Origin of the sequence: Leeuwenhoekiella sp. CH_XMU1409-2 (genome assembly GCF_037029365.1) — a bacterium.
GTDB lineage: Bacteria > Bacteroidota > Bacteroidia > Flavobacteriales > Flavobacteriaceae > Leeuwenhoekiella > Leeuwenhoekiella blandensis.
Genome location: NZ_JAYMEI010000012.1, coordinates 70846 through 97012 on the forward strand (window position 1 = coordinate 70846; position 26167 = coordinate 97012).

Here is a 26167-nt window from a genome sequence, read left to right on the forward strand (position 1 = left end):
ATTTTCAAATTATTTATTCGTTTGAAGTTCGCGTAGTTCTGAAACCAGCGCCTTATTTGCAACTTCCAGTTGATCTATCTTTTTATTTAGTTTGATCAGATGCAGTGTAAGTTCCTCCACTTTTTTGAGTAAAACCATATTCAATTTACCAATCTCAACTCCTTCTTTTTCCATTTCTTTTGCTGAAGGAATTTCAGGAAGATGTTTATTTTTTCTAATATATTGCTCTAACTCTACAAGCTCTCTTAGCTTATAATCAGATTCAAAAACATAATCAGGTCCTGGCACGCTAAGATCTACGCGTACTTCTTTCGCATGAATGTTTCCATTTACTGTTAATTTTTCATCAGGTATTGAAGTGGCTATCCCTAAATTTCCTCTATTAAATGAAAAATTTGGCACCCAAACTCCATCTTGATAGCGCTTATAACCAATTTCAAAAATACCATTTTGTTCATCCCCCAACATTAGTTTCAAATAGGTCTGATCACGATTTTGATCATCTCTATATATACGAGTATTGTCATAATTATGACCTAAATTGGCATCATTGAATTCAATTTCATTGGATTTAACTCTATTACTAACAACAACTTGATTTGAAGTTGACAATGTCGCTCCCGACTGTTGCCATTGAGCTTGTAGCAAGGAATTAGCCCCTAAATACAACAGTACTATTAATTTAATTCTCATATATGGATATTTAATCTTCTATTGCTAATAAACGTTTATTCAAATTAGCATTAGACTCTTTTAGGCTTTTGATTTCATTATTCTGTTCAATGATATAAAGCGTAAGCTCTTCTATTTTTTCTAGAAGCTTTAAATTCATCTCTTTTAAGTTCAATCCATCTCGCTCTAATTCTTCTGCTGAGGGAATTTTAGGAAGATGACCTTCTGTATTGATAAATTTTTCAACTTCATCTACAGGCATTAAATTGTATTTTTTTTCAAAAACATAGTCCGGCGCAATAACACCAGCTAGATCAACCCGAACTTCTTGACTGTGGATGTTGCCTTTTACAGTTAGCTTTTCGTCCGGGTTATCTATTCCTATACCTACATTACCTAAGTGGTCTAGACTTAATCCGACTTCATTCTTATTTCCATCTGTCTTTAGAAGAACACTACTAATGTCATTGGCTATAAAAGAATCTTCTATAAGCATTGTTGATATAGTTGCATAATTGGCTTGTGAATTAGCTGGTTGAACAACTTCGATTACCATTGAATTATTAAATGGTAGATTCGCTCCTTTGAAAATAGCCGCATAAGGCCTTCGCAAACCTCCATTATTAAACGCAAGTTTAAATAACCCCAATCGTTTTGCTGCTTCCCTAAGGTTATTGGTAATTTTATCCTCCCAAGCATCTCGAGAAACTAATATACCTATTTGCCCTTTGCTTAAATTATTTAGTTCTTGAGCTAACGCCTCAGATTCAGCTGGATTACCGAAGGTATCATAATTAATTGTGGATAAAACTTGTTGGCTACTTGCATCTATAATTGTCAATGCAAGTCCTCTACTAGAAATACTATTATAAGGAGTAGCATAATTATTATAAATTATGTTTCCATCGATCTTAAGAATTCTTGTCTTAAGATTATCGTAGTTACCAGTTCCTCTAATATAAATTGCTTTTTGAGCTATAGAACTACTAAAAACAAATAGACCTAATAACAACAGTTTATATGTTTTGACTCTCATAATAGTATTATTTGCTTTTTAAGATGGTTTTCAATTCTGTCACCTCTTCCCTTAAAACAATCAATTCTTCATTTTGGGCAATAAGGTATAAGGTTAACTCTTCTATTTTTTGAAGTAATTTAGCATTCATTTCCCCTAATAAAACACCATCTTTTTTAACCTGCATTTCGTTTGGAATGTCCTTCAAATGATCATTTTCCTGAATGAATTGTTTTACATCTTGAAGTGAAGGCAAATTGTAATCTGACTTAAACACAATATCTGGCAAAGAGGTCAAATCTACCCTCACTTCTTTAGTATGGATTTCACCGTTAACGGATAATCTTGAATCTGGAGTAAGCGTTCCTATCCCAATTTTCCTATTAGGTTTAATTATCAGCTTTGTAGAATTTAAATGATTGTTGTTAGTGCCAAAACTAAAATTCAACGATGAATCCCCTGTTCCATGTGTCGTTTGTCGAGCTATTGACCAAACGTCTGTATTTGATGAACCGGAGCCTTCTACAAAATTTATTGCCGAGCCCCATCTGTCGCTTTGGTTTGACACCAAATCGATTATAGCATCTTGGTCTTCTACTAAAAAAGTTCCGTATTGAGTCTTAATACCAGTTTCAAGCTGTACAACATGTAACTTTGTACTGGGATAATTTATACCTATACCTACATTTCCAGAAGGTGGAAATGTATTTTGAGAAAAAACTGTTGATTTAAAACAAAAGAGAAATAGGAAAAAAAAGAATAAAATAGACTTAAAGAGACTCATATACTACTAATGATTTTATACAAATAAATGTAGTATAAGCGTTTTAATCAAAAGTTAGTTGTCGGTATTTATAAAACGCGACTTATTTTTTTCTTTCTTTAGTTGAACTATTTACATCACGCCTTAATTGTTGAATTTCTTTATGTTGTGAAATTATGTATAAGGTTAATTCTTCGATCTTTTTCAATAACAACATATTCATATCACCTACCAAGATCCCCTTATTTTCAAAATCAGTAGCAGATGGGATCTCGGGCAAATGTTTATTAGATTCTATATAAGTTTCAAGCTCATCAAGGTCTTTTAGGTCATATCCCTTTTCGAAAACATAATCAGGAGCTGGAACTGCTAAATCAACACGTACTTCTTCTGAATGAATTTTACCTTTTACTGTAAGTTTTTCATCTGGATTTGACGTTCCAATACCTATATTCCCATTAGACTTTAAAACTAAATTGTCTCTCCATTTCCAGACTCCCCCTCCATTATAGCGTGTCTGTAAGTACATTCTTCCGTTAGCATTATTATTTGATGTATTATCTGGTGTTACAATAATCCGACCTTGCTGCCAAGGGTTTCCACCATTCTGAGCTGCGGGGACTACAAAACCAAGAGCTGCTCCCTCAGTAGTAGACCTTGCAGACGAAGTTGCTTCAATTATTAAATTGGCATCATATTGACTTGTACTATTTTTCTGTATCACCTTAGAAATAACATGAAATTTTGCACTAGGATCAGATAACCCCACGCCTATTTTACTATTAAAGAATGTGGTGTTTGCAAATATTTGAAAATTTTCTAAATTTTGATTAGCTGTATTAAATTTTGTAAATCTTATATTTCCAGTAGCCTTTCCCCCAGACTGGATGTAATTATAACCATCAGAATGACCTGTAAAAAATTATAAAGCTGGATAACTCGAATTTGAGTCTCCAAAAAGCACACGTTGCCCGGAGCCAAATACATGTAATTTAGCCTGAGGACTGTTCGTGCCTACACCTACATTTCCTGATGAAGGAAATGTGTTTTGTGCATAAAAGCAAAAGCATTTAAAAATAAAAATAATTAAGAAGTATTTTTTATAGTAATTATAGCTTTTTATCATCACAGTACTTTTTTAATTAATTGAGAGGTCATCTATACGTTTAGACAGTTTTTTGTTTATTTCAACTTGCTCTTTAAATAATTTTTTAAAATTTTCTATCTCCTTATTCTGGTCAATTATGTAAAGAGTCATCTCTTCTATCTTTTGAAGTAATTTTGAATCCATTTCCCCTAATAGAACACCATTTTCTTCTACATCTTTTGCTGAGGGTATATCTTTTAAGTGACCATTTTTTTGAATAAACTCCTCTACCTCTTTTAATGTGGGTAATCGGTAATGATCTTCAAACACAAAGTCAGACCAATCTGTCTCAACTTTAATTTCTTTGGCCCGTATCTTACCATTTACTGCTAGTTTCCAAGTCCCTGGATTATGTGTCCCAATCCCTACATTTCCCGATGCCCTATTTATTGCAAGTATATATTTTGACCAACTAGGCTGATTTTCTTTTACTCTTAAGTAAAGTGAATTGTTATTATTATGAGCATTAAATAACCAATCGTTATCACCAGCTCCATTAATAACTAAAGCTCCCCAATCTCCATTACCAGCCGTTAAATTTCCATTTATAGTTACGGCACCCTCGAAGGTACCTCCTGTTGTGGGAACATAATCTTGGGCTTTGGTTACAGTTATAGTTGCAGCAACCAAACTGATGAACATGATAAGCGTTCTTTTCATATATCTACTCTTTGTAAATTATTATTTATCATCTGTAACTAGCGAATCTATTCTTTCGTTGAGTTGATTGATTTTTTTATTTTGTTCTATGATATACAGTGTTAATTCTTCAATTTTCTGAAGTAACTTTGAATCCATCTCTCCTAAAAATATCCCATTTTCTTCAACATCTTTCCCCGAGGGAATATCTTTTAAATGACCAAACTGATTAATATATGATTCTACTTCTTCTAAAGTCGGTAATATATAATCCCGTTCAAAAACATAGTCTGACCAGCCAGTTTCAACTTTGATTTCCTTTGCTCTAATTTTACCATTTACCGCTAACCTCCAAGATCCTGGACTAGTGGTACCTATTCCTACGTTTCCTCCACCAGAAGAAATTAATGTATTAGCTGAAATATAATGATTTATATAAACAGCGTCTCCTGCTGTGTAAGCATCCATCACAATATTTCCAGATCCCGATGAAAGTGCTTTTATAGTAGGATATCCATTATTCCTGCCTAATTCAAGGGTAGGCTTGTTCGAATTAGGTTGAATGGATTGTGTCTGCGCTAGAAGGTTTATATTTAGAAAAAGTACTATAGCAGTAAATATTTTCATATCATCAATAAATTAGTTAGTCTAGGTTTTTTTTAATAAGGCTTTCACTTGATCTTGTAAATCGACAATTTTCTTATTTTGTTCAATGATGTAAAGCGTAAGTTCTTCAATTTTCAGAAGCAACTTTGAATCCATCTTTCCTAATAATATTCCATTTTCTTCTACATCTTTCGCTGAAGGAATATCTTTTAAATGACCAAACTGATTGATATACAATTCCACTTCTTCTAAAGTAGGTAACGAATACTCCTTATTAAACACATAGTCTGACCAACCGGATGGCAACACTTTAATCTCTCTTGCTCCTATAGATCCTTCTACAGCCAATCTGTGTATACCGGTATCCAGAGTTCCAATACCAAGGTTACCTGATTGTGATAAAAACATTTTTGTACTATATCCAGAAAAATCATTATCATCGTGATTACGCAGTGTGCTAAATCCTAATCCATAACCAGTGTTTCCATTTCTTAAAGCATGAATTATCGTGCTATCATAGGTTGTTCCTGTACCAAGCCATCGCGAGATAAAAATTGAAGGCTCTAAGGAACCAGTAAAAGATTGTTGCACCCCTAAAGACAACTTCATATTAAGTCCATCTTCAACCTGAAATTTCTTTACCGGATTAGATATCCCTACACCTACCTTATCCGTAGAATCATAGAGTTGACCGAATGATAAAGTATAATAGGTGAGTAAAACTAGTAGTAGGGTGAGTTTTCTATTCATTTGGAAAAGTTTCTATTGTTTTTAAAGTCTTTTCTAAAGTTTCCATTTTATTCAACAGAATGGCTATCAGCTCATCTTGCTTTTGCAACTTGTTATCTTGCTGAATTGTATATAAGGTAAGTTCCTCGATTTTCTGAAGCAGTTTTGCATCCATTTCACCAAGAAAAATTCCATTTTTTTCAACATCTACAGAGGAAGGAATATCCTTTAAATGTCCATATTTTTTGATGTGGTTTTCGACCTCTTCTAATGTGGGCAAACTATAACTGTTTTCAAATACAAAATCAGACCAATTGGAAAGGTCTACTTTAACTTCTTTTGCGTGTACCGTGCCATTTACGGAAAGTTTGGAATCTGGAGTTGTTGTGCCAATACCTACATTCCCATTTCCACTAACGCTAAATTTTGGATACCATATACCTGTTTTAGTTACTCCCACGACGAATTTATCACCGTAGTGACCTGGATCATCACCAAGATTTAATCTAACCTCTGAAGAATTTGGACTACTCATAACATTATAGCGAGCAATCCATAGATCATCTGTATTCCTATTGGCACCTAAAAAAAATAATTTATTGCCATATGTATTATCTCGCGTAGAACTACTCTTATCAATTCCTAAACTAATATTTCCATTTACTTCTAAGGCTTCAGTAGGAGACTCCACACCTATTCCCAATTTTCCACTAAACGAGGAGGGTTGTCCATTGCCTCTAAGTTTAGTTCCGCCTCCTAAACTAAAAAAACCATATTCACCATTAATATTGTCAGCTAAATGTAATTCTATTGATTGAAGATTATTTGGTGCAGATATAAGGAGTGCAGCATCATTAATGGTTTGATTAAGATGAAATGGTCTAGATGGATTAAGAGTACCTATCCCTACATTCCCAGAAGCAGGGAAGTTGTTTTGACTATAGCAATTAGCAGATAGCACAAAAAATACTAATAAAAGATTCTTGAATTCGTTCTTGTCAAAGATTTTGTATTTCATATTTTGCCTTCTATTTTTTTTAATCGATTAAGAATTACTCTATTAAATGAAGATTGATGTTGCATTTCCAATTGCTGTTTTTTGATCTTTTCATTTTGATCAATAATATACAAGGTCAACTCCTCAATTTTTTGAAGCAGCTTAGCATTCATTTCTCCTAGTAGTACGCCGTTTTCTTTAACTTCAGCAGCACTCGGAATATCTTTTAAATGACCATTTTTTTGAATAAAAGAATTTACTTCTTCTAAAGTGGGCAACTGATAATCACTCTCGAAAACAAAGTCTGACCAGCCGGTTGCTTGTACTTTTACTTCTCGAGCTCCTATGGAACCTTCAACAGCTAGTTTATGGTTACCGGTTTCTGCTGTGCCTATACCTACTGATCCATTAGTTTTTACTAGTAATTGAGGAATTCCAACAGCAGTTTTCAAACCCAAATCTTCATAAGCATTCATATGTACATTTCTTGAAGAAATATAATTCCCATAATTTGGATTCTCTGTTGAAGCGCCTGCTGCTGCAATATTAATAGTTCCTTCAGGTGTTCTAAAAGTGGCAATTGTCTCATTTCCTGAATCTCTAAGAATATCTAGAGAAGATTGAGGATTTGTTGTACCGATGCCAATATTACCATTATCATTTATAACTAAAGCATCAACACCTCCAGATGGAGCACCACTAACTGTAAATCGTAAAGAATGTCTCGGTCCTGAAGTTAAATCTCTATTAAGGTAAATTACCCCTCCTCTATAACCTCCATCTGTAAATAGGCCAATACCCACGCCTGTATTTTCTGCATTTGTTGCATTTTTTAAAGTTAATGGGATTGTGAGATTTCCTGAATTAGTTTCAACTATATCTAACGTGCTTGATGGTGAAGTTGTACCTATCCCAACTCTTCCAGAAGACGGAAAAGTATTTTGTGAAAATGCTGTGAAATTAAAAAAACAGCAAATTAGAATTACTAAAAAGGAATAGTTCTTTGATTTCATAATAAAGTCTTTGTTTTCAAAGAACCAAAACCTCCCTATAATTTTCAATAATTACCTCTCTGTTTTTATAAAAACCGACAACTAAACTTTACCCAATTACCTCACTCAACCCAAACATTGGTAAATACATTGCTATAAGAATAACCCCTACAATAACTGCAACAATCATAATAATAATTGGCTCAAGAGCGGTAGAAAAAATTTTTGCTTGTTGTGTTACTTGCTGATTATACAGGGCATTCAACCGTTTAAATATAAAATCGGTCTGGTTAGTCTCCTCAGATACCTGAATTAAAGAAATCATCTTTTGATCAAAAATAGATTCCTGACGCATACTTTCGCTCAAACTACTTCCTTTTAAAATGCGCTCCTCCACTCTTTCTAATGCAAATTCAATTGGATAAAAGGGAATCATCTTTTTAACAAGACTTAGACTTCGTAATACTGGAACTTTGGCACTTACTAAGAGTGAAATGGCCTGTGTAAATTGCGCTAGATAGGTTTTTCGCACAAAATTACCAATGTAAGGAATTCTCAATATTATTTGATCTCTATTCTTTCGATACCAAACCTTCTTAATATAGAGTTTACGGGACGCCACTAATGCTACCAAGACTAAAACCAACGTTAGTCCATAATCACCAATTAAGTTGGAAATCTTAACTATAAACTTTGTTATTGCAGGAAGCTCAACATTATTCTGCTTAAATATCTCTTGGAACATAGGGACAATAAAGCGAAGCATGAAAATAACAGACAGCGTGGCAACGCTAAGAACTATTATGGGATATGTTAAGGCACTTATGAGGTTTCTACGCTGTTCATTTCGTCTGATGTAATAATCTCCCAAAGCTTCGGTGACCTGATCTAGAGTGCCGGTGGTTTCCCCGATTTTCAAAGAGTGGTATTCATAGTCAGAAAACTCTTTTCTATCCTTTGTTGCCTCAGAAAAATCCTTCCCTTTTTCAATCTCGGCGATAAGCGTTTTAAGTAATACTTTATCTGCTTTCTTTTTTTGAGCATCAGCCAACAGGCTCAATGCATTTTTAAGGCGTACACCAGCTTTCAACAACAAACTCAATTCTACATAAAAAGCTTCCTTCTTTTTGGAACCAAAAGGTTTAGAAAAAACCACGATGTCTTTTTTAAAAATTGATTCGGTTTTTTCCCTTTTATCTGCAGTATTTGATGGACGCTTTTGTTCTATTGGAATTCCCATATTCAATTATTTAAATAGAATGAAGCATCGGTTATTTTACTTACAAATATTTTTTCGTCACCTATAGAAAGTTCTATTGCATCGATAATACCTGTGTTGTGCTCAGCACCTAAAAAGTAGGTATTTAATCCATCAACTTGAATTAAAGTATCTTGATTTCTAAGACTATAATTATCTGAAAAAACATAGGTTATTCTTTTGTTTGAATTTGAAAAATATAGAATTCTATTTTGCTCATTATAAATTACAGTCTCGTAAGCGTTAAGATCAATCCATAGTGCATTTTCTAATTTATCAACTTCAGTATCGTTGATATAATTGGTAGATATCAGTTGAATCTGTTTAGTAACTAAATTCAAAATCACAAAGGCCAGACTAACCACAATTGCGGTGATTGCAAGAACAACCAACATCTCGCTTAATGTAAATGCTTTTAATTTGGTTTTATTCTTCAAAATAAACAGTTTTTTCAATAGCCTTTTTAGTACCTTTCTTGTGAGCATTCATTAAAATAACTCCATCCTTGCTTTCGGCTTGACGCTCTAGCATTATTTCCCAATTTTCATAGGTTTCATTATACGGTATATCTATTTGATGATTTTGTAATTGATATTCTAAAGTAATTAGCCTTCTCTCAACATCATCTGTATTGCTTAGAAAATTATTTCTAAAAATGTTGTTGATAATCAGACTTGAAATAACAAATAGGATTAAAATTAAAACCGTCGCAACAATGGTTTCAACTAGCGTAGCCGATTTTATTTTATTTAATACACCCATTTTGCTATTCCCTTAGTTGAGGCTTGAATGGGTAGCCCTACAAATGCCGAGACTAACTCCTCTGAGTCAATGACTCCATTATACAAATGATTTCTATAAACAGAACCAAAATCGCGAGCAATAAAAGCTCTTGTATATACAGATCCAAATACTGCTCCTTTTAACTCGAGATTTTGCTCACAATAGAGATCGCCATAAAGGGATACGCCATTAGCTAAATAGACCTCTGGTTCATAATTAATGTTTGGTAGGTCCGCCAGATATACTATACTCCCCTTGATAACCGAGTTGGCACCAACACTAATGAAATTAGGGTCTTCCTTTTCCGCTCCCTGCGATTGCAAAGGATTTTCCTTTTCTGCAATTAGGACTAATGCACTAGGATAGTTCAACTCAACATTAGCTCCGACTTTAATCGTATTTTCTGCAAAAGCTTGAAAGTTTCCATGTACACCACTTTCTATAGTAATATTAGGAGCGATTACAATAACATCCTTTAAGTAGGATGTAGCACGTATTACTATCTCAGATTCAGACCGAACTACAACATTTCCCATAATGCTATCGCTAAGAATCAACTGACGAGGTTCATAAATCCATTGGGTTTCATTTTTAAAGGAATTGTGCAATGGTACTTTATTCATTCCTTTAACTTGATTACTTTTTGGATAGGAGTTAAACTGCAATTTTAACGAGGCTAAGAAATTCTCTGAAAACTGTGGAAGCTCCTCATTATTGTGGTTTATCACCGCTCCATCTATGAGTCGGGATTGTTTGTAATAAGCACTCCCCATACTGCCCGGTTTCAGTCCATATTCTGATAAATAAGCATTGCCTTTTAGGCGTGTATCACCCACAACCACCAAAGGAGAAAAAGTATTTGCTAAAAACAAAGCAAGTCGATCTCCTTGACGTTTGCCTCCTACTAAAGCATTGCGTTCAAACTCATAGTTTTTACTCACTGCTCGGCTTTTTATCTTTCGATATATTCCCCAGTCAGAAGTGGAAACTATAATTTCTTGAAAATCTTTAAGGTCCGGATAAGGTATAGACGTCAACGCCTCATTAGTATTATCCATTTTAAGGGTGTACAAAACTCCTTGATCGGCTAATCTTATGGTCTCTTGTAGTAAATCATTTTGAGCCTTAAAACGCTTATGTGTTTGACTTAGTAAAACAAATGCTCCGAGGATTAGTATAATTAAAACCCCAATGAAGAGCGTAAATTGAAGCGCTCCTGCTTTAACCTTAGAGTTCGCAAACGAGAACATTATTTTAGAATGGTTTTACGCTGACCTTTGTATTGAATTAAAACCTCTTCGGCTTTCCCTTGAACGAGTTCTACATCTTGAAATTTTTGTCCCTCGCTCAAGATCGTCTCTACACCATTTATAGCTATTGCAAAAACAGCTTGATCAATACCTGAGCCTTTAACCATACCCTTATATTGAATATCGGGAAAAATAATGCTATCTACTTTTTCAGGTAAAGCACGTCTTTGTACCGTTTTTGGTACTTGTTTAGCCGGAAGCTTCCCTAAAAAGGGATCAGGGTAATTGTTTTTAATACTGAACGTATCTCGAGATACAGCATTTTTCGGATTAAAGGAAGAATTAAGTTTAGGCACTTCCAAAGTCTCTTCTGAAGGATTTAAGGCGGAGTAAATTTGAAAACCGATTACGCCCCAAATCGCAACCACAACAACTGACAGGAGATATGTTTTGAGCTTATTCTTATTCATTTAGTCTTGGTCAATCTCTAGGGTTCGCTCGACGTAGGCGGTATGCTCCGTTTCGTTTTCAGCACGGACTCTCCACGTATAATTTCCTGAATTTTCAAAAGAATACCCATAGGAGGTTGATGCTAGAACTTCTGAAACCAGCATAGCATTAGTCTCTGAATTACTGAGTTCAAAGCGGTATAAGGTAGCTGCTTCGATAGGTTCCCAAGAAAAATTAATGCTTGTTGAAGTTGAGACTAAACCATCATCAGGTGTTAAGAGTTCTAAATTTTGATTGAGTAAAGACGAATTTTCTGAAACGCTAAACCTCTGTGTGTTGTACGCCGTGGCATACCCACTATTCGATGCTTTTACACGCCAAGAATAATCTCCAGGCTTTAAGGTAAGGTTCAAATTGTATCTGTAATTACTAATCGAATCAACAATAATACTATCTAAGAGTACCTGGTTGGTATTTTCAAAATTTGGAGAGGCTATCTGTAGTTTATAGCTATCAGCGAAAGCTACCGGCTCCCAGCTAAAATTAACTGCGCTTGTAGTAAGCTGTGCTTCATTTTTGGGAGCTAACACCCTAACTTGATCTGAAGATATATCTGTGACACTTACTATTTCTTCACAAGAAATAAAAATTACACTAATCAACAGAAAAATTAAATAACGCCCCATTTTAGTACTTGAATAAATTTTTCTCCTTTTTTAATTTAGTCCCATTACGCTTTAGCGTCCCGGTACAGCTACTCCCTTTTTCAGAAATTGCCATCAGTTCAGGTTCATTTTTATAATTAAGCCCCCAGCAGAATTGAGAAACGTCGTAGGATAAAACTACACCATCTGAAAACCGCAGCTCGGTAATTTGGTCATCCTTGCTAATAAGTATAATTGGAATGCCATTTACATTTTGACTTAAGTAAACTGCATCTGCCGCTTTTAATTGTTGAATATTCATTTCTGAAATTACCCAATCAATTTGGCTTACGATATCTGCCCTTTTATTATTTAGAATTTGATTTCTCAAGGTTTCATTTTTGGCGCTGTTAAGCTCTGACAATAAGGTTGATTTATCTTGAAGCCTTAATCGCACATATTCTAGTTTATTGGGTAAACTATCTACATAATTTATCTCAAAGCCTAAGGATTCTTGCTTTTTAAGTTTGGTATATGCTTTATAGTCTAAGGCATTAAAACTCTTAAAAATAGGCTGAAGTCTGATTTTGGTAGCTAAGCTTGGCAAACCTATGGTTTGAAATTCCTTCGTAGTTACCGTAGCATCCAGATCTCCAATCATACCTAACTCCACAGGTGTTGATTGCGGTGTAGCCAGTATTCTTTCGTAAGTGGTGCAGGAAGTAGTAAAAGCTATTACTAATGTAGCCAAAATAGCAACTCGAGGACATTTTATTCTAAACATATGCTCATTTCAAGAAATCGAATTTACAGAAAGCTAGAGTTATCGAACAATGTTTAGTGGTCTATATTCATAAATTGAGAGAAATCAATTTAAATCAAGTGCCTTTTTTACTTAAAAGATTACTTTTAAAAATACTAGAAATAGACTCTTATTCTCATCTCAAAATTAAATTTCAACTATTCAAATAAAATTACAATCTTCTATACGGTTCATCTTTAAACTATAAAAAATAATCATTAAAAAAAGCTAATAAAAAGCATGAGCTTGTGTAGAAGGATATTTTAAACTTCCAAAATTAAGCTTGGAAATTTGTTTATCTGTTTACTCTGATAATTCGATTTTAATGATATATTTTCTTCTCTATTAAGTGAATTTAGCATTGATGAATCCCAGATTATTTTTCGTTTTCTCAAAGCTCCTTTTTCACTGAAGTATTCAATGATTTTATATTCACCCTTAAAAGCCGAGGCTAACAGTTTATAAATTATTACATCTGAAAAATCTTCAAAAAACACACAGAATAAAATAAAATTCACCTTCAATTCTATACGGTTTTTATGTAATTCTATATTAAGAAAGTTTTCATCATTCTTAATAGTTATTGAATGAAAACCCTCTTTAATAAAGAAATCAGTGATAGATACATTTTCAATCAGCAAACTATAATTTTCTCCTAGATAAGTCAATAGCTTTCCAAATTGGTTATTATTATTTTTATATCCTTCTAAATCTTGAAAAAACATCATTCGAAATTGTTTATTTAAACCATTTTAAAGGATTCAATAATATATGATAGTTATACTCACCAGGTAAGTGAATATTAATATGAGTCGCCTTAAATGGAGGACCTGATTTCCCTTTAACCATATCTCTTTCCAATCTAATCATAAAATTATCAAATGTATCTCTTATTCCTATTCTAAACGTTGTCTGTCCAAGACCGCTTTTCAAGCCAACATTTCTAAATACCCAAGGAGACTTTAATAAGGATAAACTTTTAAAACCTTTACCAGCCCAACCTATAGGAACAAGTGTTGCTGAAACTTCTGCTCCATACATAGATCTATCAGTTCCATTCAAACCTTCTCCAACTAATGAAGTAACTTGATTATCAAAAGGGTTTAAAGATTGTCCAACAATTGAGAATGAATTTACAATATTATAAGCAGTACTTGCAAATATATTAGAAGATTTTGCCCAAGCATCAACCCAATTATCCGGATCCGCTGTGAATTCTCCTGGCCAATAAGAAATATCTCCAAATTCTGGATCAAAACCAAAGAATGTTGCAAGCGGATTATTCTCTGAGTAATGTGTAGTGACATCATTAATTGATTGACCTACATATTCCCTACCTTTGAGGTCTACATCAGTTGAAGAGGTTACAGTTGGATCCCAACTATACTTACCCGTAATATTGTCATAAACCCAATCCTGAGGTCCCATAGTATATCCACCAAAATTCTGTGCTCCAAATGCGCTATTTTCGATATCATCAGAGTTTATTTGCCCGCCATTCATTAAAGTAGCGATAGGGCTCATCCCATCAGGATCTATAAAAAACATAGGATTGTTAAACGCATAATTATAAGGGCTATGTCTTCTCATTTCTTCAGCTAAGGGATCAATATTCATCCACCTACCAATTGCTGCATCATAGTTCCTTGCACCAAAATCTAACCATTTTAATCCCTTTTCGTTTTGTTCTTCTTTTCCATTAAAACCATATTTATGATTACTTATGTTATTCATACGAGCATCGGCTGCAGAATATTGTTGCTTTAACCCAAAAGGATAATAATGATGCTGCTCTTCAATACGTAAACTAGGCGAAGTAGTTGTCCCAATATTCTTATAAGCCAGGCGTATGTTCCCCAAATGATCTTTGTATTGGTAAACATATTTGTAAGTAGCACCTGCTTTCTCTACATATCCTTCCGGTTGGTTGAAGAACTTCAAGGCTCCAGCTTCATAAATATAATTACCTGCGTATTCCGTAACAAAATCATTTGGTGCTATCTTCTTCAGTTTTACACCCGTCGCATCGTAGACATACGATATCGTACCTGTACCATCTCCCATATCTGAACTTATTGTAACGGATTCCGGCAGGTTTAGATGATTGTATATAAATCCACTTGGAGAGTTTGTAATACCTTTATTAGTATCTGTCTTAAGATTTCCGTTTACATCATACGTATAGTCATTGCTGCCGTCTATTGTACTTCCTGTTACATCATCCCTAAAACCATAAATATCCGTAGCAGCGCGATCATCTACTTTTAAAAGCTTGTTACTATTGGTCGAATAAGCATAATACAATTTATCCATCTCTCCAAAAGAGGTTGCACCACTATTAGTTTGCCCATTTCTGGAAAGAAAGGTGATGTTTCCATTTTTATCATAGATAGAACTATTTAGAGTATAATTTCCAGATTCACTACTAACCGCTTTTTTAATACGGTTCAAAGGGTCATACTGGTAAGCATACGACCTCAGGGCATTATCATTTGATGTGCGCCATAGCGTTTCCGAGATATTACCATTGTATAAGGCAATAGCGCCTCCTGTAGTTTCCGTGGTATTGTAATTAATTTTAAAACCAAACAAGTCACTACCTAAGCTTGAAGGATCATTGATTGTCCTCAGCCAACCACGTACATTATATGTATAATCTATCGTTTGCAAGGGCGAAGCTTCAGTATTACCCACTTTTTTCTTCTTTAACTGGCCAAGCTCGTCGTACTCATTAAAAGCTATCAGCTCTTCTGCTTGATTATTGATTTTTTGAGTTTGCTTAAGCAATCGGCCCATATGGTCGTAAGTAAAGTAGTCTTCTGTTTCGATTGACAATGATGGATTTTGTTTGTTATGCAAAGTTTTAGAAGTTATTACTTTCCCTACAAAATCCAGTTCTATAAAATCTTCATCAGTAGCCTGAAGATAAGGATTATCATTTTTAATATAGATCATCCTTCCCTTTTTATCATAACCCATCACAGTTGTGATCCAGTTACTAGTGTTAAGCACCCGTACCTTTGATCCAGTGGCCAGGCCTTTGGTTTTGATTCTGGTACTGGCGGCATTATTATAGTTCTGTACTGCAACATTATAAACATATTGTGGTAAGCTGGTACCGTAAAAACGGTAATCATCATAATAATTTACCGTATATAACGTGACATTTGTTGAGTTACTGCTTAAATCCGGGTACGCATCATCTGTATAATAAAAGCTACCTCCTCCGTAAGTTAATGCGCTACTTTGTGTATTCTCATATTGATCTGACTCTGCATCAGCATTACCTTGATGCTGGGCTCTGGTTAGATTGCTTTTTATAAGACCTGTATAGGTCACTCTACCAAAAGCATCGTATTTAGTAAACAACCATTCCTTTGGACTTTTACCGGCCTGAAGTGCATCCTGAGTCATAATAGGCTGATCAAGATTATTATAAACTATCATCTCCCAACCCTTACCTGGGATTTTCTTTTCGATTAGTCTATTGCGATAGTCATATTTATACTGGTAGCCCAACTCATTAAGCAGAGTTTTGATTTGACTTACTGTTTTTGAGATTACATCTATCTTAGGGGAGAGTACATACGTTAGGTTGCCGAAATCATCATACACATAATATGTATCGTGTCTGGTTTCGCTTTCTCCACTCCCTATACTTCCATTCCCATTAGTATCAGAATCGCCATAAGTACGCTTAAGTACTACCCTTCCCTGCTTATCTTTAAATTCTTCGGTAGTATGATTCTTTGAAGTACCCCCATCATGATTTTCATCTTTGGTTACGGTCTTATATAATTGACCCGCATTGTAATATTCGGTAGCACCTTGAACCAATTCTGGAGCAGTTGTATCCCCGTTGGTAAAGATTACCCGGTAATTTTTCACATTATCAGCTTCCACATTGGTATCGTAGCTAAATGTGACTAGACCTTTATCATCTTGATTATCCAATCTCCATGTATCTCCTGGGGCACCCTGCTTTAATACTCGGTTTAAAGGTGAAGTCTCAAACAACTTTGCGCTGTAGGCGTTTTGATTCGAAACGGTACTACTAATATCTAAAGGATACTTATTGCGATAAAACGTATTAGTAGCCGCCCTCTGATCCCCTGTTCGGAACGAACCATAACTTGCAGAGGTGTTCTCTATAGGCAACCACTCCTTATCCTGACGACCAAAACTATCATACCCCACATGTGTAAGTACATCTTTATATTCATCAGACGAGCGAATACTAGTCTGTTGCATGGGACGACCTAGACCATCATAATATATAATCCCTTCTATTACATCACCTAGCGTACTTATCTGCCCAGAATTGTTTATAGGAACTTGATAACTACGAGTAAAAACATAATTCTCATCGCTCAAAGTCAAATTGGTATAAGCGGGAAATACTAAACTTGAAGTAGAGAGCGAGGTAGATGCTGAAAAATTAGAACCGCTGTGGATCCACGTGTCTGGACCAAATATAATACCATAAGGATCTGTTAAACTTACACTCTCCCCACTTGCAACAACATAGCTGCTACTACCGGACTCTGGGTAATACGTCTGACTAAATCCACTGGAAATAAAACATAATAATCCTAGTATACTCAAATAAAACTGCTTCATCTGATTATTGGTTTTTGTAGTGATACTTGTATTCTTGAAGCAGTTTCATATCATTGTCTAAAACTGTCTTTAATCTACTAAAATCGCCATATTCATAGGTTATTGATATACCTCGAGCATCTGTAATCTTGGTAACTCCCTCTAAAGGCGAATATTCATAAGTTGTGATCATTGCATTTGGCAAAGTATTGCGCAGATTGTTAATTACCGATAAATCTGACTCATCAATATTTTCAACTGCACCTATTTGTGACTCCACTTCAGTAATGGTTGCATTCTCAATTTTTGCGATAGGGTATTGACCATTATAGCCCCATAAATAGCTCACCGGGGAGCCATTTTTCAATCTGATCTGGACACAATTCCCGTCAACATACTCTTCAAAAAACACGCGATCTTCATAAGTTAATGCTCCTTTAGAAGCCTGTACTTTTTCTGGTTGGGTCCCGTTTGCGGTTTGAGTACTGTAATAATATTTTTTCGAACTAACCGGACTTCCATTTTTACTTACAATCGTTTCTACAGGAATATTTACCATATTCTTAGATTGTAAATTACCTGTATTGGAAGAGTGTTCCGCGTATAAATATTCCTTCTCAATTACATCCCCATTACTTTCGGTAGTAGATGTATTTTTTAATTGATAAGTCCCAGGGATTATAACCCCCGGCTTATTAGGATTTGAGCTTTCAAGGTAATATTCATAATTGGTAGCTGTAGACAGATCTTCTTCTGAATTAAAATATTGAATTTCCCTAGTAGCTGTTGAAGCTCCAAATTTACCCCACGCGGTAGTTTTATTTAAAACCAACCTACCTATTGCAGGTTGACAAAGCTCGTTGTTATTTGTAGCAGTAATAAAGTTTTGATCATTACACTCACAAGGCCTCATTAAAGTGATAGTTCCTCCTTGGTTAGTTGGCACTCGATCTCCCGGTAAAAAGTTGATATACCAGTTCCCTCCAGGATCCTGTGCTGGTGTTGGATATAAAACATTTTTAGATTCATCTATATGAAGATAAATTCCAGAATTGCTATAAAACTCTTCATCAAAATAGGAAGTTGAATTCTTTTTTAAGATATCATCATTACTGTTATAATAAGATGTAGCTTTTGATTTTCCTAGCTCGTAGTCAACCCTATAATTAGTTGCAGCTTCTTTGTCTCCTATAAAATAGGTATAAGCACCATTAAAATAACTACCATAATGTGCTGTATTAAATTCGTGTATTACTTGTCCATTATTTTCTGAATTAGATTCATCGACAAAGGTCTCTACAACTTCGTCATATCCAATATGAGGCTTGTCAGTACCACTTGCGTGGGACATCCTAGTAAGTATTTGCGAAACTTCAACAACTCCACTGTTATTTGTTGAATATTGATAGGAAGTATATGTATATCTTGGGTTAGAGATCACTCTTCCACTTGGATAATGGAAAGTTCTTTTAGAAGAAAAATTGTTTAATGAGGTATAATCTGTTATAGATTTAATTCTAATTCCAGCTTTTGGATTATATGCGTAACTCTCAATAGTTTCTTCCTCTTCTAAACTCACTGTATTCGAAATATTAGACTGAGGATTTGCCAAAACTAGCTGATAAGTACCTTGATCTAGATTAACTAAAAATTCCTTTGGATTATTATATATAGCTCCCCAACCGTCATTATACCATTGCCCAGAGTTCCATACTACGTCAACACCTAATTCCGCATTACAATTATCGTTGTAAATATCAGACCAAGTCAGTGAAGAATTTGAATCTGGTATTTTAATAATGTTAATAATCTTTTCGGCAGTGAAAAACTTAGGGAATTTTTGATTCTGACTGTACGTGAGCCTAAAGTCGGTATCATCTTCATTCACAGTAAATACAGCCGAGGTAGTTGCCGGAGTTATTTCTCCATTATTATAATGTATACTATTGCAAGCGTTTGTGTTCAGCAAAGGCAATTGAGGATTATTTAGAGAAAGCATAGAAACCAAGTTCCAAGAAGTTGTACTTCCCGTCACCTCCTGTTCATAATTAGCTTCGTACTCAAATTCGGTAAACCCTCTTGTTGGATATTTTATTTTAGTTAGAATTCCTTTTTTGGTATCTGAAAAACTTGGATCTCTATTAGCCCCATTATTAGGAATATAAGCATGCGAATACTTCGGATACAAAACGGAGTTCGAAGAAACTCCATTATAATAGCCATAATAATCCTGAGCATAAGAGGATGTTGATGACAAGCTATAAGGATTATCATATTCGAAAGAATAATTTGATAGCGTTTGGTTCTGATTGTTCTTTATATCAATTTGATCTAGTTTCAGACGAACCCATTCCATTGTAGGAGTGTTACTTGCAGAATATGGTGGTGCATGAGCTGAACTAGTTCTAAAGTAATCATATTGAAAAGAGAACTCTTTAATTAAATCATTGGTATCATTCCCCGTATCTTCATTAAATACTTTAATACTCTCAACAGCATTATCAATATCGGTATCCCATCTTGTGCCTATGTCTATTTTAATTATTCTTCTCCCATTATGTTTAATGGTTGTGAGTGCCTTTTCATTTATTTGGTAGTAAGTATCATTAAAACCAATTACGTTTGTTGGAGTTGGCACTTGCGAAGGAGCACCTCCTCCTTCCATTGCAATAACGTTGGTTACACCACTTATCGAAGCTGGTCTACTTTCTGTATAACCTACATCAGTATATATGAACTCATAAACATCTTTCCCATTAGCAGATTCCAGTTCGGTTAACAACCAAGTGGAAACATATTCTTTTTTAAAACCATAGATGCTAAATTGCTGACTATCATTAAGGTTTGTGTCTTTTGTTTTTTCAAATTCCTCAAAAGTGAACTTAGTGCCGTCATCCATTGTGATAACCCATTTTTCAATAGGGGTCTTTGCTTCTTGAAATGTTTTTGTTAGTGATACTTTTATTCGAGGATTATTTAAGGTTTTTGGTAGTAACGAACTATTGTCAATTACAATCATATCATTACGACCGAGAGCATTGAAACTATAGTAATCGGATTGTGTATCATATTCATTATCATTAGTCTTTTTCAAAAAGCGTAAATAATCTATAAGTGCTTGCTTACTTGAAAATGTTGGAGAGTATCCTAAATTCTTATAAGAGGCTATCTTACTTCTAACCTCACTATCCCAAAAAGTTTTATAAGGACCGTAGGTATGACTATTCAGTATAAAATCATCAGGCAATCCATTTACAATTCTCGAAATTCTTCCTCCAACATTTAAATTCCACCCTAACCCAACATTCGTTGCTTTTTGCTCCACCTTTATTGCCGAACCATCATAAGAAAGAGAAATCGGAAGATCTAATTCACGACCTTTAAAAATATAGATAGGAACTTCCACACTTGGTTTTCCTGTATAAAGATCAACAGGAGTATTTCCATATTTTTGAAAAGCCTGAGATTCTGGGGAATTAGGTACAGATACAAGACGCGTAGATTCCGCAGCTGGATCAAATGAATCATCCTCAACTTGAGCGTAGAATTTACCCGATACCGCTACAAAAAAGATTAATAATAGTTTTTTCATACTTCACTAAATATCAAATTATTGACTCTAGTAAAACAACGCTAAATTTGAATCAGTTCAAAAAACTACTACTCGATAATCATAAAAATTTAAGAATTAAGGGGTAACTACTTCAAATTTTTTAAACATTACGATCCTATAATTTTTAATACCTTTAAAATTATATACAAATTCAATAAAGAGCTGAAATCGGTGCTTAATTCATTAACCAAACTATTAAGTGCTGATTTTCCATCATTTAAAAACAACCAGATAGTTCCTCTTTCTCCGCAAAAAGCCCCGTTATCGCACTGATGACGGGGCTTTGTTTTTTTGAGGAAATTTATCTTTTGTCTTTGAGCACAAAAGAGAATTTCTGTCTTACTTCTCAATGCAAGTAATTTTTAATCATTCTCCTACCAATTCATCAACCACTTTGGCAATATCTCGAACGAGTTGTGTTGGAGAGTGACAATCACAATTGCTAAGACCAATTACATAAATGGCTTTACCTGGGATATAAACCCCCATTGCTTTAAACCCAAATATGCTGCCACCGTGCTCCCGCACAGCGGTTTCTCCCCAATCTTTAAGATGCCAACCATAACCATATTCAATAGCTTCTCCGGTTCTCAGCTGCTTTTTGGTAAAAGCTTTAGCTAAATTCTCCGGTTTTAGCAATAGATTTTGATCAAGTGCATTTTGCCATTTGAGCATATCATCTACTGTAGACATCAGTGCGCCTGAGGAGAAAGGAATACTAAAGCTAATTGGTTTTTTATTTACGAAGCCATAACTTTTTTGGTGATATCCATAGGCGCGATTGAGAATTACCTTTCGGTCGCTGGCATAGTACGAATGCTCCATACCTATAGCATCAAAGATATTTTTCTCTATAAAATCGGCATAGGTTTCTCCCGAAATAAGCTCAATAAGATAACCTAGCAAAACATATCCAGAATTATTGTATTGAAATGCATCACCGGGACTGAAATCAACGGGTTCATCCTTAAAAAAAGCCACCATTTCTTCAGGCGTCATTTCCTTTTCTGCAATTTCTGCAATACGTTTCAATCGAGTAAAATCCTTTATTCCTGAAGAATGGGTGAGTAATTGATTTATGCTGATGGCATCTCCATTGGGATAATCTGGGAGGAATTTAGAAATTGGATCTTCAACACTTAGTTTTCCCTGTTCTTCCAACATCAATATAGCTATGGCGGTAAACTGTTTAGTCATCGACCCGATTTGAAAAACCTGTTCCGGAGTCATTTCAACAGCTAGAGCCAAATTGGCTTTCCCAAATGCTTTTCTATAGATTGACTCGCCTTCAACCGCGACCAAAAATACGCCGCCCGGCTCATCAGTATTATTAAATTCTTTTACTATAAGTTGATCAATCTTACTTTCTATACTTTGAGAAAAGGAAACAGTTACAACAAATAATAAGCCTAAAAAGGATAAGAATTTTTGCATGAAAAAAGGAATAAGGTTAGACAGCAACTTCAACTATAAAGATAGACCAAGAGATTTCGTATTTGTTACAGTCTCTTCACTTTGGTTCATTTATTAATTTTATCCTTGATTAAAAGAAAGACTACACAGCCAAAAAATAACAAATTGATGATTTTAAGGATTATTTTGAGTAAATTATCACTGATTAGCAGACATTTTTATCAAAATGGGAAACATCCGGTTTTTATCGCAGGCTTGGTTTAAAAAAACCATTGCAAACAATTTACAGCTGCTTAGTGAAATTACAGCCACTGCTGCTTGTGGTATTTGGTTGCAACCCCAAAAAACGTCTAACCAACTGTGGGTAAGTGCTTCCTTTTTTAAGTTCTTAGGATTGGAACTCAATGCTACGTCTGCAGAAGTACAAGACTTAAAAAAAACTATTGGAGCTATACTGAGTGAGGTGAGTCAAAAGTCTGAACTTCCCGAGACTCCCCTGCAGAAGACCTTTACGTGTAAAACTGGCAATGCTATTCTCGTCAACATCTTCCTTCAGGAAGTAACGATCAATGACCAGCCTGGTCTTTTGTATCAAATTCAACGCTACGAGCAAAAATCAGAATCGCTTCAAGTCCTGGATGGATTTAGTGATATTAGCAAACTCTTTAATGAAGCTAGTGAACTGGCCCGCGTAGGTGGTTGGGAAGTAGATTTAGTAAACAACAAAGTGTCCTGGACGCGCGTAACAAAGAAGATTCACGAGGTGCCTGATGACTACGAGCCTACGCTAGAAGAAGGAATCAATTATTATAAAGAAGGACAAAGTCGGGATACTATTTCAGAATTGGTACAAAAGGCGATACAATTTGGCACTCCCTGGGATGCAGAATTGCAACTGGTAACCGCAAAAAACCGGGAGATATGGGTAAGAGCTTTAGGAAAGGCTGAATTTAAAGAGGGCGTTTGCGTTCGTCTCTATGGCGCTTTTCAAGATATTAATGAGCGTAAGATCGCTCAACTGGATTATAACGTAACCAAAGAGCGTTTTGAAAAGATCGTTCAAAATTCTGCCATAGGTATCATTCTGGTTCACGTAGATGGGCATCTGCTTTTAGCAAATCCTGCGAGTCTCAAAATATTTGGCTTTCAGGAAGAACAGTTAAATGAAGCGTTGAAACTGACCTTTAGAAATTTTATTCATCCTGATTTTTTAGAAGAAGCTATCAATTACAGAGCTCAATTGATTGCGGGAGCAATTGATAGTTACCAGATGGAAGCTAAATTTTATAGAATCGATAGGGTTGAGATCTGGTGCAGGCTTTCGGTCTCTTTAGTAAAAGGGGAAGATGGAATCAAGGATAGAATCATTAGTCAGGTAGAAGATATAACCGAACGTAAGCATTTAGAATTTAAAGCCAAGGAACACGCAAAACGCTTTACAACAGCTTTTGAATATTCACCTAACGGAATGGGTATGGTGAGTATTGAGGGAGATTGGTTGATGGTAAACCAAAATCTCGCTAGTATTTTTGGTTACAAAAAAGAAGAATTCATTAACAAACGCTCTAGCGAACTCACCCATCCCGATGATTTGAAGAAGGATTCTAAACAGCTAAAAGCGCTCATCAATCTCGAGATAGACACCTATAGTATAGAAAAGCGCTTTGTACACCGCTCTGGTAAGATTATTCATGGCTTACTCAATGTTTCGGTAGTTACTGATGAGCAAGGAACTCCGTTATACCTAATCGGTCAAATTTCTGACCTCTCAAAAAGAGTCAAAGCAGAACAAGCACTTCAGAAAAGTTTAACCGAATTTCAGCAACTCATGAATGCTACTACCAAAGTCTCTATAATGGAAACGAATTTGGACGGAATCATTCAGAAATTTAATCGAGGGGCTGAAAATTTACTGGGCTATACCGCAGAAGAAGTTGTAGGTAGAATGAACGTTTCTTCCTTTCATACCGAAGAAGAATTTATAGAACGAGAAGCAGACCATCAAAAATTCTATGATGCAGAATGGACGTATAAAAGAAAGGACGGCTCGACCTTTCCGGTAAAATTGGTGATCACACCCGTTCATAATGAAACAGGTGACGTGTTCGGTTATTTAGGCGTAGCCATAGACATCTCAAACCTTAAAGAGATGGAATATTCTCTTGTCGAAGCTCGAAAGAAAGCCGAAGCAGCCAATAGATCAAAATCAGAATTTTTGGCAAATATGAGTCACGAGATACGTACACCCTTAAATGGTATCATAGGCTTTACCGATCTTCTTATGCAAACCTCTCTGGCACCATTTCAACAAAAGTATATGCAAACCGTGCATAACTCTGCAAATACTTTAATGGATCTAATTAATGACATTCTCGATTTTTCAAAAATAGAAGCCGGTAAACTTGAATTGAACGAGGAGCGCACAGATTTGATAGAACTCTGTACGCAAACAGTAGACATTGTCAAACATCAGGCGCATCAAAAAGGGCTTGAGATGCTGTTACAAATCTCCCCGGATGTTAAACGCTTTGTACAGGCAGACTCCATAAGACTACGGCAAATTCTGATCAACCTGTTAGGAAACGCAGTTAAATTCACAGATCAAGGCGAAGTAGCGCTGACCGTTACAGCAAGTAATACAATTGCTCAAGAAAATGAAGCCGAGTTTAAATTTGAAATACGAGATACAGGAATAGGTATAGATCCTAAAAACATAAACAAAATATTCAATGCCTTTGATCAGGAAGACGTTTCCACTACACGAAAATATGGAGGAAGCGGTCTTGGGTTAACCATTAGCAACCGACTGCTTAATCTAATGGGTAGTAAACTAAAAGTTAATAGTGTACAAGGAACAGGAAGTACGTTTTATTTTGACCTTAAACTCAAAACAGAAGAAGAGCCTATTTACAAATCTCATAACATAAAAGAGATCAAAAAGGTTCTTGTTGTAGATGACAACGCAACCAACCGCAAGATTCTCGGGCAAATGTTGGCTGTAAATTCCATCGAGACTGTGCTTTGTACAGACGCCATTGATGCTTTGAGTACACTTGGGGAGCAAGATGATTTTGATTTAGCCATTGTCGATTTTAATATGCCTTATTTAAATGGAATTGGTCTTATAGAAGAGATACGCAACACCCATAAATTGAATTCAGAAAAACTTCCTGTTATCTTGCTTCATAGTGCTACAGAGGATGAATTGATTCAAAAATCCTGTAAGGAACTCGGTGTTGCCTATAACATCACCAAACCTATTCAGATCAATCAGCTTTATGAATTGCTAGAAGGTATTGGCACTGTGAAAACAAATCCTGTAAACAAAGATCAAGAGACATTTAAAACTACCACCGAAGCCTTTAAAATTCTGATTGTAGAAGATAACCCCGTAAATCGGTTTTTAGCAAATTCCATCTTGAAAAAAATCGCTCCTAATGCGAAGCTCATTTCGGCCGTGAATGGAGAAGAGGCCATAAAAAAATTCAAGAAAAACAAACCGGATATCGTTTTTATGGATATCCAAATGCCTATTCTAAGCGGAATTGAAGCCGCTATAGCCATTCGAGAACTCGAGGAAGTTCCTGCTCACACGCCAATTATTGCGCTTACGGCCCGCGCCTTAAAAAATGAACGTGAAAAATGTCTGGCAATCGGGATGGATGACTATCTAACCAAACCCATTGTTCTTGATGATCTAAGAAGCGTATTATTTAAACATCTTATTTTAGGAAAGAGTTTTCAAGATCAGTGAGCATAAAGGGGATCATCGTAGTAAACACAAAACCCTTTAAA

The 26167-nt window shown here is 35.2% G+C and carries 22 protein-coding genes and 1 pseudogene; 1 reads left to right on the plus strand and 22 read right to left on the minus strand.

The window, feature by feature from the left end:
• Window positions 1–9: 9 nt before the first annotated feature.
• From WA338_RS13205 to WA338_RS13305, 22 genes and pseudogenes are all read right to left on the minus strand, one after another.
• The gene (locus tag WA338_RS13205; RefSeq protein ID WP_336093692.1) at window positions 10–693 is read right to left on the minus strand and encodes a hypothetical protein; all 684 of its coding nucleotides are present in this window, start codon (window positions 691–693) and stop codon (window positions 10–12) included.
• 10 nt (window positions 694–703) lie between these two features.
• Window positions 704–1708 carry an interleukin-like EMT inducer domain-containing protein gene (locus WA338_RS13210; RefSeq protein ID WP_336093694.1) on the minus strand — a complete coding sequence of 335 codons (1005 nt, stop codon included), beginning with the start codon at window positions 1706–1708 and terminating at the stop codon, window positions 704–706.
• A gap of 7 nt (window positions 1709–1715) precedes the next feature.
• Window positions 1716–2471: a hypothetical protein gene (locus tag WA338_RS13215; protein WP_336093696.1), complete on the minus strand. Its 756-nt coding sequence runs from the start codon at window positions 2469–2471 to the stop codon at window positions 1716–1718.
• 82 nt (window positions 2472–2553) lie between these two features.
• Window positions 2554–3219 carry a hypothetical protein gene (locus WA338_RS13220; protein WP_336093698.1) on the minus strand — a complete coding sequence of 222 codons (666 nt, stop codon included), beginning with the start codon at window positions 3217–3219 and terminating at the stop codon, window positions 2554–2556.
• 369 nt (window positions 3220–3588) lie between these two features.
• Window positions 3589–4257 carry a hypothetical protein gene (locus tag WA338_RS13225; protein WP_336093699.1) on the minus strand — a complete coding sequence of 223 codons (669 nt, stop codon included), beginning with the start codon at window positions 4255–4257 and terminating at the stop codon, window positions 3589–3591.
• Window positions 4258–4278: 21 nt separating this feature from the next.
• Window positions 4279–4863: a hypothetical protein gene (locus tag WA338_RS13230; RefSeq protein ID WP_336093701.1), complete on the minus strand. Its 585-nt coding sequence runs from the start codon at window positions 4861–4863 to the stop codon at window positions 4279–4281.
• A gap of 21 nt (window positions 4864–4884) precedes the next feature.
• The gene (locus WA338_RS13235; protein WP_336093703.1) at window positions 4885–5592 is read right to left on the minus strand and encodes a hypothetical protein; all 708 of its coding nucleotides are present in this window, start codon (window positions 5590–5592) and stop codon (window positions 4885–4887) included.
• Window positions 5585–6589, minus strand: a complete 1005-nt coding sequence (locus tag WA338_RS13240; RefSeq protein ID WP_336093705.1) for a hypothetical protein — start codon at window positions 6587–6589, stop codon at window positions 5585–5587. Before WA338_RS13240 ends, WA338_RS13235 begins: the two co-directional genes overlap by 8 nt.
• Entirely contained in the window at window positions 6586–7581 is a 996-nt protein-coding gene (locus tag WA338_RS13245) for a hypothetical protein (RefSeq protein WP_336093707.1), read from the minus strand. Before WA338_RS13245 ends, WA338_RS13240 begins: the two co-directional genes overlap by 4 nt.
• An 88-nt stretch (window positions 7582–7669) precedes the next feature.
• Window positions 7670–8800 carry a type II secretion system F family protein gene (locus tag WA338_RS13250; protein WP_336093709.1) on the minus strand — a complete coding sequence of 377 codons (1131 nt, stop codon included), beginning with the start codon at window positions 8798–8800 and terminating at the stop codon, window positions 7670–7672.
• A gap of 2 nt (window positions 8801–8802) precedes the next feature.
• On the minus strand, window positions 8803–9255 hold the full coding sequence (locus tag WA338_RS13255) for a prepilin-type N-terminal cleavage/methylation domain-containing protein (RefSeq protein WP_336093711.1): 453 nt from the start codon (window positions 9253–9255) through the stop codon (window positions 8803–8805).
• Window positions 9245–9580 carry a hypothetical protein gene (locus tag WA338_RS13260; RefSeq protein ID WP_336093713.1) on the minus strand — a complete coding sequence of 112 codons (336 nt, stop codon included), beginning with the start codon at window positions 9578–9580 and terminating at the stop codon, window positions 9245–9247. The genes WA338_RS13255 and WA338_RS13260 overlap by 11 nt, the downstream gene beginning before the upstream one ends.
• On the minus strand, window positions 9568–10851 hold the full coding sequence (locus WA338_RS13265; RefSeq protein WP_336093716.1) for a hypothetical protein: 1284 nt from the start codon (window positions 10849–10851) through the stop codon (window positions 9568–9570). The genes WA338_RS13260 and WA338_RS13265 overlap by 13 nt, the downstream gene beginning before the upstream one ends.
• Complete coding sequence (locus WA338_RS13270; protein ID WP_336093718.1) at window positions 10851–11321, minus strand: hypothetical protein; 471 nt, start codon at window positions 11319–11321, stop codon at window positions 10851–10853. Before WA338_RS13270 ends, WA338_RS13265 begins: the two co-directional genes overlap by 1 nt.
• Window positions 11322–11891 carry a hypothetical protein gene (locus WA338_RS13275; protein WP_336093720.1) on the minus strand — a complete coding sequence of 190 codons (570 nt, stop codon included), beginning with the start codon at window positions 11889–11891 and terminating at the stop codon, window positions 11322–11324.
• Window positions 11892–11988: 97 nt separating this feature from the next.
• Window positions 11989–12729, minus strand: a complete 741-nt coding sequence (locus tag WA338_RS13280) for a hypothetical protein (RefSeq protein ID WP_336093722.1) — start codon at window positions 12727–12729, stop codon at window positions 11989–11991.
• A gap of 281 nt (window positions 12730–13010) precedes the next feature.
• Window positions 13011–13475 carry a hypothetical protein gene (locus tag WA338_RS13285; protein WP_336093724.1) on the minus strand — a complete coding sequence of 155 codons (465 nt, stop codon included), beginning with the start codon at window positions 13473–13475 and terminating at the stop codon, window positions 13011–13013.
• A 10-nt stretch (window positions 13476–13485) separates the two neighbouring features.
• Entirely contained in the window at window positions 13486–16635 is a 3150-nt protein-coding gene (locus tag WA338_RS13290; RefSeq protein WP_336093726.1) for an RHS repeat domain-containing protein, read from the minus strand.
• A gap of 63 nt (window positions 16636–16698) precedes the next feature.
• Window positions 16699–17367, minus strand: a pseudogene (locus WA338_RS18910) (DUF6443 domain-containing protein); the annotation flags it as partial.
• A gap of 4 nt (window positions 17368–17371) precedes the next feature.
• Window positions 17372–20938: a hypothetical protein gene (locus WA338_RS13295; RefSeq protein WP_336093728.1), complete on the minus strand. Its 3567-nt coding sequence runs from the start codon at window positions 20936–20938 to the stop codon at window positions 17372–17374.
• 128 nt (window positions 20939–21066) lie between these two features.
• Window positions 21067–21309: a hypothetical protein gene (locus WA338_RS13300; protein WP_336093730.1), complete on the minus strand. Its 243-nt coding sequence runs from the start codon at window positions 21307–21309 to the stop codon at window positions 21067–21069.
• A 16-nt stretch (window positions 21310–21325) separates the two neighbouring features.
• Window positions 21326–22393: a serine hydrolase domain-containing protein gene (locus WA338_RS13305; RefSeq protein ID WP_272986651.1), complete on the minus strand. Its 1068-nt coding sequence runs from the start codon at window positions 22391–22393 to the stop codon at window positions 21326–21328.
• 205 nt (window positions 22394–22598) lie between these two features.
• Here WA338_RS13305 and WA338_RS13310 point away from each other — a divergent pair, with 205 nt between their 5' ends.
• The gene (locus WA338_RS13310; RefSeq protein ID WP_009779751.1) at window positions 22599–26126 is read left to right on the plus strand and encodes a PAS domain-containing hybrid sensor histidine kinase/response regulator; all 3528 of its coding nucleotides are present in this window, start codon (window positions 22599–22601) and stop codon (window positions 26124–26126) included.
• Window positions 26127–26167: the final 41 nt, after the last annotated feature.

What these genes read in the sequence shown, in the direction of transcription:
- WA338_RS13205 (WP_336093692.1), bottom strand. Translation starts at nt 693, where the DNA reads ATGAGAATTAAATTAATAGTACTGTTGTATTTAGGGGCTAATTCCTTG.
- WA338_RS13210 (WP_336093694.1), bottom strand. Translation starts at nt 1,708, where the DNA reads ATGAGAGTCAAAACATATAAACTGTTGTTATTAGGTCTATTTGTTTTT.
- WA338_RS13215 (WP_336093696.1), bottom strand. Translation starts at nt 2,471, where the DNA reads ATGAGTCTCTTTAAGTCTATTTTATTCTTTTTTTTCCTATTTCTCTTT.
- WA338_RS13225 (WP_336093699.1), bottom strand. Translation starts at nt 4,257, where the DNA reads ATGAAAAGAACGCTTATCATGTTCATCAGTTTGGTTGCTGCAACTATA.
- WA338_RS13230 (WP_336093701.1), bottom strand. Translation starts at nt 4,863, where the DNA reads ATGAAAATATTTACTGCTATAGTACTTTTTCTAAATATAAACCTTCTA.
- WA338_RS13235 (WP_336093703.1), bottom strand. Translation starts at nt 5,592, where the DNA reads ATGAATAGAAAACTCACCCTACTACTAGTTTTACTCACCTATTATACT.
- WA338_RS13240 (WP_336093705.1), bottom strand. Translation starts at nt 6,589, where the DNA reads ATGAAATACAAAATCTTTGACAAGAACGAATTCAAGAATCTTTTATTA.
- WA338_RS13245 (WP_336093707.1), bottom strand. Translation starts at nt 7,581, where the DNA reads ATGAAATCAAAGAACTATTCCTTTTTAGTAATTCTAATTTGCTGTTTT.
- WA338_RS13250 (WP_336093709.1), bottom strand. Translation starts at nt 8,800, where the DNA reads ATGGGAATTCCAATAGAACAAAAGCGTCCATCAAATACTGCAGATAAA.
- WA338_RS13260 (WP_336093713.1), bottom strand. Translation starts at nt 9,580, where the DNA reads ATGGGTGTATTAAATAAAATAAAATCGGCTACGCTAGTTGAAACCATT.
- WA338_RS13265 (WP_336093716.1), bottom strand. Translation starts at nt 10,851, where the DNA reads ATGTTCTCGTTTGCGAACTCTAAGGTTAAAGCAGGAGCGCTTCAATTT.
- WA338_RS13270 (WP_336093718.1), bottom strand. Translation starts at nt 11,321, where the DNA reads ATGAATAAGAATAAGCTCAAAACATATCTCCTGTCAGTTGTTGTGGTT.
- WA338_RS13280 (WP_336093722.1), bottom strand. Translation starts at nt 12,729, where the DNA reads ATGTTTAGAATAAAATGTCCTCGAGTTGCTATTTTGGCTACATTAGTA.
- WA338_RS13285 (WP_336093724.1), bottom strand. Translation starts at nt 13,475, where the DNA reads ATGATGTTTTTTCAAGATTTAGAAGGATATAAAAATAATAATAACCAA.
- WA338_RS13295 (WP_336093728.1), bottom strand. Translation starts at nt 20,938, where the DNA reads ATGAAAAAACTATTATTAATCTTTTTTGTAGCGGTATCGGGTAAATTC.
- WA338_RS13305 (WP_272986651.1), bottom strand. Translation starts at nt 22,393, where the DNA reads ATGCAAAAATTCTTATCCTTTTTAGGCTTATTATTTGTTGTAACTGTT.
- WA338_RS13310 (WP_009779751.1), top strand. Translation starts at nt 22,599, where the DNA reads ATGGGAAACATCCGGTTTTTATCGCAGGCTTGGTTTAAAAAAACCATT.